The sequence below is a fragment of the Streptomyces broussonetiae genome, assembly GCF_009796285.1.
Classification (GTDB): Bacteria; Actinomycetota; Actinomycetes; order Streptomycetales; family Streptomycetaceae; genus Streptomyces; species Streptomyces broussonetiae.
This window is the reverse complement of record NZ_CP047020.1, coordinates 4622971-4636009: the sequence shown is the minus strand read 5'-3', so window position 1 is coordinate 4636009 and position 13039 is coordinate 4622971. Positions and strand designations below refer to the sequence as shown.

General features: G+C 72.6%; 14 protein-coding genes and 2 pseudogenes. 12 read left to right on the top strand and 4 right to left on the bottom strand.

The annotated features are described in order from the left end of the window. Positions 1 to 16: 16 nt before the first annotated feature. Positions 17 to 946 carry a protein phosphatase 2C domain-containing protein gene (locus GQF42_RS21450; protein WP_158922298.1) on the bottom strand — a complete coding sequence of 310 codons (930 nt, stop codon included), beginning with the start codon at positions 944 to 946 and terminating at the stop codon, positions 17 to 19. Continuing rightward, entirely contained in the window at positions 943 to 1626 is a 684-nt protein-coding gene (locus GQF42_RS21445; protein ID WP_158922296.1) for a vWA domain-containing protein, read from the bottom strand. Before GQF42_RS21445 ends, GQF42_RS21450 begins: the two co-directional genes overlap by 4 nt. A 484-nt stretch (positions 1627 to 2110) precedes the next feature. Between GQF42_RS21445 and GQF42_RS21440 the strand changes: the two genes are divergently transcribed. Together GQF42_RS21440 and GQF42_RS21430 are read left to right on the top strand one after the other, a co-directional pair. Continuing rightward, the gene (locus tag GQF42_RS21440; RefSeq protein ID WP_158922294.1) at positions 2111 to 3976 is read left to right on the top strand and encodes a hypothetical protein; all 1866 of its coding nucleotides are present in this window, start codon (positions 2111 to 2113) and stop codon (positions 3974 to 3976) included. Positions 3977 to 4235: 259 nt separating this feature from the next. After that, a complete protein-coding gene (locus tag GQF42_RS21430) occupies positions 4236 to 4811 on the top strand; it encodes an FABP family protein (RefSeq protein WP_158922292.1) in 576 nt (191 codons plus the stop codon). Positions 4812 to 4865: 54 nt separating this feature from the next. On the opposite strand, the gene GQF42_RS21425 is transcribed toward GQF42_RS21430, so the two are convergent. Continuing rightward, positions 4866 to 5324 carry a MarR family winged helix-turn-helix transcriptional regulator gene (locus GQF42_RS21425; RefSeq protein WP_158922290.1) on the bottom strand — a complete coding sequence of 153 codons (459 nt, stop codon included), beginning with the start codon at positions 5322 to 5324 and terminating at the stop codon, positions 4866 to 4868. Between the two features lie 97 nt (positions 5325 to 5421). Between GQF42_RS21425 and GQF42_RS21420 the strand changes: the two genes are divergently transcribed. The 3 genes from GQF42_RS21420 to ygfZ are packed head-to-tail and all read left to right on the top strand — an operon-like array spanning position 5422 to position 7718. Continuing rightward, a complete protein-coding gene (locus GQF42_RS21420; protein ID WP_158922288.1) occupies positions 5422 to 6276 on the top strand; it encodes an SDR family oxidoreductase in 855 nt (284 codons plus the stop codon). 28 nt (positions 6277 to 6304) lie between these two features. Further along, complete coding sequence (locus GQF42_RS21415) at positions 6305 to 6742, top strand: Fur family transcriptional regulator (RefSeq protein WP_158922286.1); 438 nt, start codon at positions 6305 to 6307, stop codon at positions 6740 to 6742. A gap of 10 nt (positions 6743 to 6752) precedes the next feature. Beyond that, positions 6753 to 7718 carry a CAF17-like 4Fe-4S cluster assembly/insertion protein YgfZ gene (gene ygfZ / locus GQF42_RS21410; protein ID WP_158922284.1) on the top strand — a complete coding sequence of 322 codons (966 nt, stop codon included), beginning with the start codon at positions 6753 to 6755 and terminating at the stop codon, positions 7716 to 7718. 106 nt (positions 7719 to 7824) lie between these two features. Here ygfZ and dtd read toward each other — a convergent pair whose 3' ends face one another. Next, positions 7825 to 8250 (bottom strand): D-aminoacyl-tRNA deacylase, encoded by a 426-nt coding sequence (gene dtd / locus GQF42_RS21405; protein ID WP_158922282.1) that lies wholly within the window; start codon positions 8248 to 8250, stop codon positions 7825 to 7827. A gap of 159 nt (positions 8251 to 8409) precedes the next feature. Here dtd and GQF42_RS21400 point away from each other — a divergent pair, with 159 nt between their 5' ends. The 7 genes and pseudogenes from GQF42_RS21400 to GQF42_RS21375 all read left to right on the top strand — a co-directional run bounded on the left by GQF42_RS21400 (position 8410) and on the right by GQF42_RS21375 (position 12908). Beyond that, entirely contained in the window at positions 8410 to 9024 is a 615-nt protein-coding gene (locus GQF42_RS21400) for an RsiG family protein (protein WP_158922280.1), read from the top strand. A gap of 50 nt (positions 9025 to 9074) precedes the next feature. Further along, positions 9075 to 10325 (top strand): GNAT family N-acetyltransferase, encoded by a 1251-nt coding sequence (locus GQF42_RS21395; RefSeq protein ID WP_158922278.1) that lies wholly within the window; start codon positions 9075 to 9077, stop codon positions 10323 to 10325. A 91-nt stretch (positions 10326 to 10416) separates the two neighbouring features. Further along, positions 10417 to 10518, top strand: a pseudogene (locus GQF42_RS45990) (GntR family transcriptional regulator); the annotation flags it as partial. Beyond that, a complete protein-coding gene (locus tag GQF42_RS21390; RefSeq protein ID WP_233273413.1) occupies positions 10518 to 11264 on the top strand; it encodes an HAD family hydrolase in 747 nt (248 codons plus the stop codon). The pseudogene GQF42_RS45990 and the gene GQF42_RS21390, both read left to right, overlap by 1 nt. A 182-nt stretch (positions 11265 to 11446) precedes the next feature. Further along, positions 11447 to 12061: a TetR family transcriptional regulator gene (locus GQF42_RS21385; RefSeq protein ID WP_158922274.1), complete on the top strand. Its 615-nt coding sequence runs from the start codon at positions 11447 to 11449 to the stop codon at positions 12059 to 12061. Positions 12062 to 12071: 10 nt separating this feature from the next. Beyond that, positions 12072 to 12257: pseudogene (locus GQF42_RS21380) on the top strand (ATP-binding domain-containing protein); the annotation flags it as partial. An 18-nt stretch (positions 12258 to 12275) separates the two neighbouring features. Further along, positions 12276 to 12908, top strand: a complete 633-nt coding sequence (locus GQF42_RS21375) for an RraA family protein (protein ID WP_158922272.1) — start codon at positions 12276 to 12278, stop codon at positions 12906 to 12908. Positions 12909 to 13039: the final 131 nt, after the last annotated feature.

Below are 13039 nucleotides of genomic sequence, written 5' to 3'. Positions count from 1 at the left end.
GGTGGACGCCCGGCGTTCAACGTGAACCCGCTGTGCCGTGGGGCCAGACGGCGAGCAGGGTGCGGTCGTCGTCGAAGGTCTCCCGGGAGAAGTCCAGCAGGTGCCCGAGCCATGACGGAGGCGGCGGCGCCGCGAGGTGCTGGGCGAACAGTGCGCCGACCTGGCCGTCTCCGTCGCCGAGCGGATCCGCGAAGCCGTCGGTGCCGATCAGCAGCACCTGGCGGGCGGTGAGCCGGACGCGCGCGTGTTCCAGCTGGTCGGGCACGTGGGGCAGTGGTGTCACCTCGTTCGACACCACCACGGCGTCGGCGGCGCTCTTCGAGCCGAACAACGGCTGGTACCACCCGCTCGGCGAATCCAGGATCCAGGCCCCCGAGTCGCCGACACGGCAGACCTCGACCAGGGGCCCGGCCCGGTCGGGGCGTACCACTCCGGCGACGAGCGTGGTCGCGTACAGTCCCGCCACCTCGCGCTGCTGGGGCTCTGTGCCGTTCAGACGCCACCGGGCGGCATCCCGGAGCCGCTCGGCGGCATGCCGGGCCACGCCCTGGAAGTCCAGCTCGCCCTCGTCCAGGGACAACTGCTGGAGCATCTTCTCCAGCGCGGCCCGGCACGCCTCGAGGGCGCCCAACTCGGAGCTGGACGCGCTGGACACGCCGTCGGCGACGGCGAAGGCGACGCTGCCCGTGGCCTCGTGGACGGCGGCGCGTGCGGCGTCCTGGCGCGGCTGGCGGTAGTAGCGGTGCTTGGCGCCGCGCACCGAGGCGGAACGCAGGACCAGAGAGGGCGCCGACCAGCCGTCGCATTCGGTGTCGGGAAAGTCGAAGGCGTACTGCCCCGGTGGGCGCGCCTCGAACTCCGGTCCGGGCACGCCCACGGTGACCCGTTGCCAGGCAGCGGGGACGATGGACGCCGCGGCACCGCCGTCGCCACCCGGCGACGTCACTCCCCGACCTCGTCGATCGCCATGGTGAACTGGTCCGGCCTGTTGACCACCAACGTCGGGGCGTCCGAGTTCAGGGCGTGCCCCGAGGCGACCAGACTCGCGGTGAGCGCATGGAAGAACTCGGCGACCGCCCGGCCGATGTCGGTCCCGGGCCTGGCGACGAAGGCGAACTCCTTGCGCGTCGCGACTTCGACCATGGTGTGGGCCTGGGCATCACCGATCCCGCAGGCCACGATGTTCGGGGCGGTCGGGGTCAGCGCCCTGTCGGTCAGCTGGGCGTGCGGCCGGTGCCAGGCCCCGCCGTCGGTGGGCTGCCCGTCGCTGAGGAAGAACACCACCGGGCGGTGCACCTTGTATCCCTCGCCGCGCAGCCACTGCACGTCGGACGGGATCCGGCTCAGCAGATCGTCGAACACCGCCTCGTAGTTGGTCAGCCCCCGGATCACGACCTGGGGGAGGCTCGTCTCGGTGCGCATGTCGGCCACCGCGAGACGCACCTGCACGTCGTCGGAGAACCCCAGCACGGCCAGACGGAGCTTGGCCGCGACCATCGGCTCGGCCCGGAGGCCCTCGCATAACGACACCAGGCCGTTGGACAGATCCTGCCGGTACGGGCCCATCGACCCTGACTCGTCTGCCAGCACATAGGCCGGCAGCAGCACGCCCCTCGTTTCCGCCATGGTGATCAAACTCCCCGTTGCTGACGTGCACTTGAGAGGATTCGCCCCCTAGGAGCGCTCTCGCTGGTGTCGTATCTTCCCAAAGAGCAATGGTGTGCGGAAGCGACTCGGGGGATTCGACGTGGGCGACCAGCGCTGGCAGACCGGCCCCAACGAGCCGGAGCTGCCCTTATGGCACCGGACACCACGGGCGGTGCCGCCGCCTCTGGGACCACCCCCGCCGTTGACACCGCATTCGCCACCTGCGCAAACCGGTCCGCCCCGCGCAGTCCCGCCCGGCCCCGGCGGACAGACCTGGTCGACCACGTCGACGCCCGGGTCCCCGACCACCACCCCTTTGCCACCGGCCCGGCCGTTCGCCGCGCCCCCGCCGCCCGGGCAGCCGCGGCCGGCCGCGGCGTGGCACCGCCGTCCTTCCCCGGACGTCGCGGGCACGCCCGTTGCGTTCCTGCACCGCAGAGGGGGTGCCACGGCCCTCGTCGCCATGGGCGCCGTCCTGGCGGTCGTCCTGGCGAGCGTCGGGTATGTCCTGTGGTCGAGCGGTTCCGGTGCCTCCCGCCGGGAGTCCCCGGTCTCTCGCGTGACAGCGGCCGGCCGCGGAGCGTCGGCGGCTCGGGCGCTGGGCGCGCTGCCGGCCGTCAACCTCTCGATGGCCTATGCCCCGGCCGGGGGCCGGCCCGTGACCCACGCGAACCTGACCGCCACCGCGTCGGGAGAAGCGTCGGGAACCCTGCACGAACCGGTGACCGGCGAAGCCGCGATGGCATGGTCCGGTGGCCGCCTCTACCTCAAGGGGGACACCGACTTCTGGGCACAACAGGGTCCCTCGTACGGGACGGACCTGACCGGCAGCGGCCACTGGATCGCGGCGCAGAAGCGCTCCGGCCGTGACACGCTCGACAGCTTCGGGGTGAACGCGGGCTCGCTGTCCCCCAGATCGCTGGCCGCCCTGGTACGACAGGTCACCTCCGATCCGGGCGCGGTGCAGGAGGACGCAGGGACGGTCGCGGGGCACCGGGCGGTCTCCTACCGTGCGCGGGGCTGGACGGTCCTGCTCGCCTCGAGTGCCCCGTACGCGGTCCTCGCCGTGGGCGGGGAGCCCCTCGACGCCGGCCCGGTCAGGCCGGCCGCTTCCGCCGGCGGCTCGGACAAGGACTCCGGCCCCTACCTGGTGATGGTTCCGAAACCCGCCACCGGCGGGCAGGCGGGCGCCGCCCGTTCGGCAGCCGCACAGGCCGCGGCCGCCGCCGTGTCCGCCGCTCCCTCCGGCGACGCGGTCTCCGGCTCACAGGGGCCGGACTTCACGATCACCGACAACAGCGCCTACCCGTGCGCGACCGATCCCTGCCCGTACTCCCTGACGGTCACGAACAGCGGGGACGAGGCGGGCGAGGCCACCCTGTATCTCAGCTTCCCGGACCTGCCCGACCAGTCCCACCCCCTCGGCACGCTGGAACCCGGGCAGTCCCAGCAGCTCGACGGCATGCGCCCCGCTCCGGCGCCCGCCGGGCAGACCGTGCAGCATGCCGACTTCGCCTGGATCTACTCACCCGCCCTGTACGGTCCGGACCCCGGCGTGGGGAGCCGTCTGCACGCACGGAGACTGGGGCCGGACGCCGTCTCCGTCGCCGCACCCCTGAAGCCCGCCGCCGCGAAGCTCCTCGACCTGATGACGAAGAACGCTCCCGTGTCGGACACGCAGGCCGGTGACAGGGCCGTCGATGCGCTCAACGAGGCCGCCGGCCGGGGCTGGCTTCCCACCCTGGCGGCGATCGCGGGCTCCGGCCGCCTGCAGAATCCGCAGGACCTGAGCGAGGTCGTCCGCACCGCTGCCCGGCTCGGTGACCAGCGCGTGATGGAGCAGGTGGCGCACCTGCTCAAGACCGATCCGGACGCGAAGGTCACGTGGGACGGGGCGTACCGGGCCGACGGCGGGACGTACCGGGCCGACTACCTCTACACCAGTACCCTCAACGGCCGGGCGGTCAGGCGTGCCGTGCAGGTGCAGAGCGTGGACAGCCTCGGAGAGTTCGGGGCGTTGACGGGGCAGGACACCGGGCAGCTCGACGGAGACGGGCCGGGAGCCGGGAACAGCCGGGGCGGGAAAGCGCCGTCCCGCTTCGAACGGGTCCTCCAGATGGACCTGCGGCCGGCCGTGGGACCGCTGTTCGCCCTGGCCTCCACGGCCGACCTGCAGAAGTTCGTCTCGACAGGCCGGGAGTTCCGGCAGGCGCGGGAGAACCTGTGCACGCCGCACGGCGGCGGCTCACGGTTCGACCGCCTCGTGCTGGTCAACGAATCCGGCAACCATCAGTGGACGGACCTGAGCAAACTCGGCGTGCACTGCTGAGCCGTCGCGGCGCTCGGCGCGCGCCCGCCGCCGGGTGGGCCCCGGACAGCGCACCTCATCAGGAGGGCCCGGCTCCGGCCGCGTAAGCTGGGCCCCGGCTCTGTCGTATGCCCACCCTCGCTCAAGGAGCACCCGTGGAGATCTTCTTCGAAACCCTGCTGGTCCTGGTCTGCGTCGGCGTGCTCGCCTTCGCCGGTCTGACCGTGAAGAAGCTGTACCAGGGCCAGCGCTGACTCATATCCACGAAGGCTTTCCGCTCATGATCGAGATCCCGTCCGACCTGCACAAGGACCTTGTCCCGCTCGCCTTCCTGCTCGGCAACTGGGCCGGTGCGGGCGTGCACGACTTCCCCGGCTCGGAGAAGTGCAACTTCGGCCAGGAGGTCAGCTTCACCCACGACGGGCGGGACTTCCTGGAGTACCGCTCGCACTCCTGGGTGCTGGACCAGGACGGCAACAAGGTCCGCCCGCTGGAGTCGGAGTCCGGCTTCTGGCGGATCGACGCCGACCGCAAGGTCGAGGTGACGATGACCCGCGACGACGGTGTCATCGAGATCTGGTACGGCGAGCTGGCCGACAAGAAGCCCCAGATCGACCTGGTCACGGACGCCGTCGCCCGGACGGCCGCCTCGCAGCCGTACACCGGGGGCAAGCGGCTCTACGGCTACGTCAAGAGCGACCTGATGTGGGTCGGCGAGAAGCAGACCCCGGAGGTCGAGCTGCGCCCCTACATGTCGGCGCACCTGAAGAAGGTCGTCACCCCGGAGGACGTCGAGCGCTGGGCCAAGGCGCTGCCCGACGACATGCCGGACGACGGCATCGCCTTCTTCAAGTAGGCGCCCGCTTCCCGCGGGCGCCCGCCTGCACCACGAGCCCACAGGCCCGCCTCGTCAGGCGGGCCTTCGCTTGAGTTTGTCCCACACCCGCTCCAGGTCCGCGATGTCCCGCTCGTCGAGACGGTCGTCGAAGACCTCGGCCAGGGCCTCGCGGCGGGTGGCGTCGGCCTCGGCGAAGGCGCGGCGGCCGGCGTCGGTGAGGGCGATGTGGACCGACCGGGCGTCGGTGGGCGAGGCCGCCCGGGTCACCAGGCCCCTGCCCTGGAGCGCGTTGATCACCCGCGAGACCTGGCTGCGGCTGAGCAGTGTCTTCGCGCCGAGGTCGGAGGCGGCGACCGGTTCGCGCTGCCCGTGCAGCCAGAGCATCACCTCGAACCACGACATCGGCAGGTCGTGCGCGCGCATCAGGGCCTGGTCGACGCGTGCGGCGAGGGTGGTGCCGGCCCAGACGAGTCCGTAGAAGGCGTGGTCGCGGGCGGCGAGTTCGCCCAGGGTGAGGTCGGCGCGGTCCATGGGGGCAGTTTAGTCGGCTGGTTGTGTGTGCACGCACGCAATCCATGTATGGTGTGTGTACACGCACAGAAATTGCCGGGAGAGGACAGGCTCAGCCATGAGTGACAAGACCGTCGTGATCACCGGGACCTCCTCGGGTATCGGCCTGGCCGCCGCCGTGGCCGCCGCCCGGGCCGGGTGGCAGGTCGTGGCCACCCTGCGGGACCCGGGCAGGTCCGAGGCGCTGCGGAAGGCCGCCACCGAGGCGGGGGTGGGGGAGCGGGTGCAGGTCAAGCGGCTGGATGTCGTGGACCCGGACTCGATCGCCGCCTGCCTGGACGAGGTCGTCGCCGAGCACGGGCGGCTCGACGCGGTGGTCAACAACGCCGGCGCCGGGCACGTCGGCACGATCGAGCAGGGCACGGTGGACGACGTCCGGGCCGTGATGGAGGTCAACTTCTTCGGGGTCGTCCAGGTCACCCGGGCCGCGCTGCCGCACCTGCGCGCCCGCGGCGGGCGGCTGATCACCGTCACCAGCGTCGGCGGCGTCGTCGGCCAGCCCTTCAACGAGGCGTACTGCGCGGCCAAGTTCGCCGTCGAGGGCTTCATGGAGTCACTCGCCCCGGTGGCCGCCACCGTCGGTGTGTCCGTCACCGTCATCGAGCCGGGCGCGGTCGCGAGCGAGTTCGTGGCCAACGTCGGCCTGGACGTCCCGGCGATGCTGGCCGCCGCCGGCCCGTACGCGCCCGCGTTGCAGTCGTACATCGAGCGCACCCGGACCTCCTTCACCGGCGCGCAGAGCCCGGCCGAGGCCGCCGCGCCGATCGTCGCCGCCCTGAGCGCCGACGAGCCGCCGCTGCGGGTGCAGACCTCCGAGTGGGCCCGTGACTTCGTGCACACCAAGCTCGCCGACCTCGACGGGGCCGCCGTGCAGGCCCTCACCGGCGGCTGGGTGGGGCGGACGATGTCATGAACGGCCCGGCCGCCCTAGACTTTCCGGTGTGGTGAGCACCGACTGGAAGAGTGACCTCAGGCAGCGCGGCTACCGGCTGACGCCGCAGCGGCAGCTTGTGCTCGAAGCCGTGGACACCCTTGAACACGCGACCCCCGACGACATCCTCACGGAAGTGAAGAAGACGGCGTCGGGGGTCAACATCTCCACGGTCTACCGGACGCTCGAGCTGCTGGAGGAACTGGGCCTGGTCAGCCACGCCCACCTCGGGCACGGTGCGCCCACCTACCACCTCGCCGACCGCCACCACCATCTGCACCTGGTGTGCCGGGACTGCGAGAGCGTGATCGAGGCCGATGTGGCGGTCGCCGCCGAGTTCACGGCGAAGCTGCGCGCGCAGTTCGGCTTCGACACCGACATGAAGCACTTCGCGATCTTCGGCCGCTGCAAGGACTGTTCGCTGAAGAGTTCAACTACCGCGTCGTAGGCTGGCCCGTATGAAGAGTCCTCTGCTGTCCCTGCCCGGCGCCGTCCCCGCCGAGGGCGTGGACGAAGGTGTCGCCGCCCACTACGGCGATCTGTTCCGCGAACAGCGCGCCCTCGCCGACGGCAACGGATTCGTCGACCTGTCCCACCGCGGTGTCGTCACCGTCTCCGGCGAGGACCGGCTGAGCTGGCTGCACCTGCTGCTCACCCAGCACGTCAGCGACCTGCCGGCCGGCGAGGCCACCGAGGCCCTGATCCTCTCCGCGCACGGGCACATCGAGCACGCGCTGTATCTGGTCGACGACGGCACGACCGTCTGGGCACACGTGGAGCCCGGTACGCAGGACGCGCTCCTCGCCTACCTGGAGTCGATGAAGTTCTTCTACCGGGTCGAGGCCGCCGACCGCACCGCGGACTTCGCGGTCGTCCAGCTGCCCGCCGGTTCGATCGCCGACGTGCCGGACGGGGTCGTCGTACGGGAGACCCCGTACGGGCGTGATCTGTTCCTGCCGCGCGAGGACCTGGAGTCCTTCGCCGACACACACGGGCCCGCCGCCGGGCTCCTCGCCCACGAGGCGCTGCGCGTCGAGCACCACCGGCCCCGGGTCGGCTTCGAGACCGACCACCGGACCATCCCGCACGAGCTGGGCTGGATCGGCACCGCGGTGCATCTGCAGAAGGGCTGCTACCGGGGTCAGGAGACCGTCGCCCGCGTGCAGAACCTGGGCAAGCCGCCGCGCCGGCTGGTCTTCCTCCACCTGGACGGCAGCGAGGTCCATCTGCCGGTGCCGGGCACCGAGATCCGCCTCGCGGACGACGGTCCCGACGGGCGCAAGGTCGGCTTCGTGACGACCTCCGCGCGCCATTACGAGCTGGGGCCGGTGGCTCTTGCGCTGGTGAAGCGGAACGTGCCCGTCGACGCGCGGCTGCTGGCCGGAGCGACGGCGGCGGCGCAGGAGGTCGTGGTCGAGCCGTAGCCCTGCGACTGCGGGTGGGTGGTGGGCCGGTCGCGCCCACGCGGCGGGGCCGCACATCGAAAGGGCCCCGCGGATACGGCCCCGCGCCCCTCGGGGGCTCGGGGCGCTACATCTCCAGCAGCACCGTGAACGGGCCGTCGTTCGTCAGGGACACCCGCATCTGCGCGCCGAAGCGGCCCGTGGCCACCGTCGCGCCCAGCGCCCGCAGCTGAGCCACCACCTCGTCCACCAGCGGCTCGGCCACATCGCCCGGGGCCGCCGCGTTCCACGTCGGGCGGCGGCCCTTGCGTGCGTCGCCGTAGAGCGTGAACTGGCTGATGACCAGCAGCGGGGCATCGACGTCGCTGCACGACCGCTCGTCCTGCAGCATCCGGATCGACCACAGCTTGCGGGCCAGCTGCGCCGCCTTCTCCTTGGTGTCCTCATGGGTCACCCCGACGAGGACACACAGTCCCTCGCCCTCGATCGCGCCCACCGTCTCGCCGTCCACGACGACACTCGCACCGTCCACCCGCTGCACCACCGCTCGCATGCGGACCATCATGCCGGGTGCCCCGCGCGCGCTCACAGGGGGTCCATTATCGATCCCTTACCCCCCATCTGGGGCCGTTCGGGGGCACACGGTCACATAGGGGTCGGTTGGGGTGGCACGATGCTTCCACACGCCGGTCGAGGGGACGGTCACAAGCACATGAGCACACCGAGTACCAGCGGGCGGCTGGGGACGCAGGGGCTGCCGGAGATGCCGTACCGGCCGCCCGTTCAGCGTGCCGACGGCATCCCGGTTCCCGCGCTCGCCGCAGGGCCCCGCGAGCACGACCTGGCCCGGCTCAGTCTGCCCGAACTGCGCACCCTGCGCCGGGACTCCCAGCGCGACGAGGCGGACCTCAGCTATGTGCGGCGGCTGTTGCAGGGCCGGATCGACATCCTGAGCGCGGAGCTGTGCCGGCGCGGCCGGGCCTCCCTGCCGGCGCCCGCGGACGGCTCCGTGGTCGACCGGCTCCCGGAGATCCTCAAGGACGCCCCGGCCCGGCACCGCTCCTCGGCCCGTCATGTCACGCTCGGCACCCCGCACAACGAGGAGTACCGGCAGCTGGCCGCCGAGATGCTGGGCGAGGTCGAGCTGAGCGACCTCGTGGCCCGCACGGACCTCGAACTGACCAGCGCGATGGGCCGGTTGGTCCGGTACGAGCAGGAGGTCTCGCGGCGACGGCAGCGCCTGCAGCAGACCACCGACGAGTGCAGCGGGGAGATCGCGCGCCGGTACCGGGTGGGCGAGGCCCAGGTGGACGACCTGCTGACCTGAGCGCGGAAATCGGGGCGACATCCGGGACGGCTGGTGCCTATCGTGAGGTGATGAGCGCGCTGGACATACGCACCGTGGGCGGGTCCGAGTACGAGAACTGGCTGCGGGCCGTGAACACCGGCTTCCTGAGCCCGCCCACCCCGGGCACGGACCAGGTGGAGAGGAACCGCCGGACGGACGCCGAGGGGGCGTCCCGGCTGCTCGGCGCCTTCGACGGCGACCGGTGCGTGGCGACCCTGCGCTCCTTCCCGCAGGAACTCACCGCGGTCGGCGGCGCGTTCGTCCCCGCGGACGCCGTCTCCGCCGTCACCGTCAGCCCCACCCACCGCCGTCAGGGACTGCTCACCCGCATGCTGGGGCGCGACCTTGCGGAGGCGAAGGAGCGCGGCGACGTCGTCGCCACGCTGATCGCCGCCGAGTACCCGATCTACGGCCGCTACGGCTTCGGCCCCGCGACCTGGGCGTCCCAGTGGACCGTCGAGGTGTCCCGGGCGGGCCTCGACCCACGCCGGACCGGTTGCGCGGGCGGCGGCCGGATCAGCCTGGTGGACGGCGCCGAGGTGCGCAAGCTGGGGCCCGAGCTGCATGAGCGGTTCCGGGCCGGCCGGCCCGGCGCGGTCAGCCGCGTCCCGGCGTGGTGGGACACGGCGACCGGCCTCCTGCGCTCCGGCCCGAACTGGACCGAGCCGTACCTCGCCGTCCACCGCTCCGCCTCCGGCGAGACACAGGGCCTGGTGTCGTACCGCGCCGAGCACCTGTGGCAGGGCAACCAGCCGGAGCACACCATCGCCGTGGACTGGCTGCTCGCCACCACCCCGGCGGCCGAGCGCGCCCTGTGGCACTACCTGTGCTCGATCGACTGGGTGACCAAGGTGACCAGCGACGGGCGCGCCCCCGACGACCTGCTGCCCCAGTTCCTGCCCGACCCGCGGGCGGCCCGGATCACCGAGCACTCGGACTGGCTGTGGCTGCGGATCCTGGACGTCGTACGGGCCCTGGAGGCGCGGACGTACGAGACGTCCGGCACGACGGTCCTCGAGGTCGTCGACCGGCAGGGAGGATACGGCGGGGGCCGGTTCCGGCTGGAGGCCTCGGCGCAGGGCGCGTCCTGCACGCCGACCACCGGGAGTGCCGATCTCACCCTCGGCATCGGGGAGTTGGGCACCGTGTGGCTCGGCGGGGAGTCGCTGACGCGGCTCGTGGCGCTGGGCCGGGTGCAGGAGGAGCGCGAGGGCGCCGCCCGGAAGGCCGACGCCCTGTTCCGCTCGCCCGGGCACCCGTGGTGCCCGGACCTCTTCTGACCGCTCCCCTTCTCCCGGCCTGGAAGTGTTCTCCCGGCCTGGAAGTGATCTGTAACCGCCTGTCGGGCAACTCTCGCGAGATGACACGGAGTTGCGGCGGGACGGGCGGCGGGACGCGGCGTTCGTGGAGCAGTCGCAGAAGTGGTTCGATGCCCTCTGGGAAACCGTCACGACGGGCCCGACACTCTCCTAGTGACTTCTGATGCGACTTCTGATGCGGCGTCTGACGCGAACGAGATCGAAAAGCTTCGGGAACTGATCACACCTGCCCGCTTCGTGCTGTGGGACTTCGACGGGCCGATCTGCCGGCTGTTCGCCGGGCGCCGGGCGGAGCAGGTGGCGGCCGGCCTTGTGGAGTGGCTGGAGCGGCAGGGCCTGCACGGGCTGCTCACCGACACCGAACGCGAGACCCCGGACCCGCAGACCGTGCTGCGCGCGGTGGGCCGCCGCCACCCGGACGGCGACCTCGTCACCGCGCTGGAGGAGCGCCTCACCCAGGAGGAACTGCGGGCCGCCCGCTCCGCCCTGCCCACCGCGTACGCCGACCCGCTGATCCGCACCTGGACGGCCGTCGGCGCCCGGCAGGCCGTCATCACCGACGCCTCGCCCCGCGTGGTCCGTTCCTACCTCGAGACCCGCGGCCTCCTCGGTTGCTTCGGTTCTCGTCTGTACGGCCGCACCGAGGATCTGCACCATCCCGAGCCGGACCCGCACCGCCTCTCGCGTGCCCTCGGCGCGATGGGTGCCGAGCCCTCGGCCGCCCTGATGATCGGCGGTGCGGCCCGCGACATCACCGCGGCCCGTCGGGCGGGCGTCCCGTTTCTCGGCCACGCACGCAACGAGGCCGGGTGGAGGGTTCTGCGCGCGGCGGGCGCCGGTCCGGTGGTGTGCTCACTGCAGCCTCTGCTGCGGGCCCTGCGGGCGGGGCCGCTGCGCTAGCCCTGTCGTCGAACTCCCGCCTGCCCGGCGACGCCATGCACGCCCTCTCGCCGCACGCACCTGACGCCGCGAGGCCCGCCCTCCGGGCGGACAGCGGGAGTTCGACGGCAGGACCTGGCTCGCCGGGCGGTGCCACGACGCCGTACCGCGGGCCGTCGCGCGCCTTGCGTAGGCTCGGCCCCATGGGTGAGATGGGCCTGCGTGAGCGCAAGAAGCAGCGGATGTACCAGGACGTGTCGGACATCGCCGTGCGGCTGTTCCTGGAGCGGGGCTTCGACGCGGTGCCCGTGGCGGAGGTCGCGGCGGCGGCCGGGATCTCCAAGCCGACCCTCTTCAGGTACTTCCCGGCCAAGGAGGACCTGGTCCTGCACCGGATCACGGACCACGAGACGGAGGCCGCGCGGGTGGTCGCCGGTGCGGCCGACCCGGTGGACGCGCTGCGCCGGCACTTCCTCGCCGGGCTGGAGCGCCGCGATCCGGTCACGGGCCTGAACGGCCACCCGCAGGTGCTCGCCTTCCACGCCCTGCTCTACGGCACCCCGTCCCTGGTGGCGCGGGCGTACCGGCACCAGGAGCGGTCGGAGGCGGCGCTCGCCGAGGCGCTCGGCGGGGACCTGGACGCGCGGCTGGCGGCCGGCCAGATCATCGCCGTCCAGCGGATCCTCGCCATGGAGAACTTCCGGCGGATCGAGGCCGGGGAACCGGTCGGGGAGGTGGCGCCGGATGCCGTGCGGGCGGCCGAGCGGGCCTTTCGCCGGCTGGCGGAGGGCCTTCCGGGGCTGAGGGACGGCGAATGAGACTTGGTCGCTGGGCGCCCGGGTGACCCTCGTGCCCGCGAGCATGGTCAAGGGCCTGGAGTACGACCATGTCGTCGCCGTGGAGCCGGCGGCCGTGGCGGAGGCGGAGGAGCGGGGCGCGCACCGGCTGTACGTGGTGCTGACCCGCGCGGTCTCCCGCCTGGACGTCGTGCATGCCCGCCCGCTGCCGTTCTGACGGCTGTAGCGTGCGGCCATGACCGACACCGGGATCTTCGCCGCCCTCCAGGACGTCCCGACGACCACCCTCGCCGACCTCCTCGGTCGCAAGCAGGTCATGGACGTCGTGATACGGCCGCTGTGGGAGCCCGTACCGCGCGTCGCCGGACCGGCGTTCACGGTCAGCTGCCCGCCCGGCGACAACCTCATGCTGCACGCGGCCGTCCACCGGGCCGGTCCCGGTTCGGTCATCGTGGTCGAGTCCGGCGACCTCGACCACGCGCTGGCCGGCGGCAACGTGTGCGCGGTCGCGCAGCGCCGCGGAGTGGCCGCCTTCGTCGCCGACGGACTGATCCGCGACCTCGGCGAGGTCCGCGGGCTGGGCTTCCCCGTCTTCGGCCGGGGGATCATCCCGATCCCGGGCGCGAAGAAGGCGGTACGCCCGCTGAACGAGCCCGTGCGCTGCGGGGGCGTACGGGTGGAGTCCGGGGACGTGGTCGTGGCGGACGGGGAAGGGGTGGTCGTCGTACCGGCCGGGCGTGCCGCGCAGGTGCTTCAGGGGGCCCGCGCCAAGCTCGCGAAGGAGGCCGGGGAGACCCTGGACGACTGGGAGAAGGCGCATCGGGCGCGGATCGACGAGATCCTCGCGGCGGGCGGTTTCGAGGGCTGAGCGCGCCGCCGGCACCGGCGCTTCGCCGTGACCGACGCCCTGGCCTCCGGTGCCCCTGCCCGCCTGCCCCTGCCCGCCTCCGCCCGCCCCCGCCCGCCTTTGACCTGCGCCTGCGGCTGGACTGGAACGGG

Bases quoted from the DNA above. Each gene is read 5' to 3' on its own strand.
- ygfZ (WP_158922284.1), top strand. From the start codon at position 6,753: ATGAAGAGTCCTCTGCTGTCCCTGCCCGGCGCCGTCCCCGCCGAGGGC.
- GQF42_RS21375 (WP_158922272.1), top strand. From the start codon at position 12,276: ATGACCGACACCGGGATCTTCGCCGCCCTCCAGGACGTCCCGACGACC.
- dtd (WP_158922282.1), bottom strand. From the start codon at position 8,250: ATGCGAGCGGTGGTGCAGCGGGTGGACGGTGCGAGTGTCGTCGTGGAC.
- GQF42_RS21395 (WP_158922278.1), top strand. From the start codon at position 9,075: ATGAGCGCGCTGGACATACGCACCGTGGGCGGGTCCGAGTACGAGAAC.
- GQF42_RS21425 (WP_158922290.1), bottom strand. From the start codon at position 5,324: ATGGACCGCGCCGACCTCACCCTGGGCGAACTCGCCGCCCGCGACCAC.
- GQF42_RS21385 (WP_158922274.1), top strand. From the start codon at position 11,447: ATGGGTGAGATGGGCCTGCGTGAGCGCAAGAAGCAGCGGATGTACCAG.
- GQF42_RS21420 (WP_158922288.1), top strand. From the start codon at position 5,422: ATGAGTGACAAGACCGTCGTGATCACCGGGACCTCCTCGGGTATCGGC.
- GQF42_RS21440 (WP_158922294.1), top strand. From the start codon at position 2,111: ATGGGCGCCGTCCTGGCGGTCGTCCTGGCGAGCGTCGGGTATGTCCTG.
- GQF42_RS21400 (WP_158922280.1), top strand. From the start codon at position 8,410: ATGAGCACACCGAGTACCAGCGGGCGGCTGGGGACGCAGGGGCTGCCG.
- GQF42_RS21445 (WP_158922296.1), bottom strand. From the start codon at position 1,626: ATGGCGGAAACGAGGGGCGTGCTGCTGCCGGCCTATGTGCTGGCAGAC.
- GQF42_RS21430 (WP_158922292.1), top strand. From the start codon at position 4,236: ATGATCGAGATCCCGTCCGACCTGCACAAGGACCTTGTCCCGCTCGCC.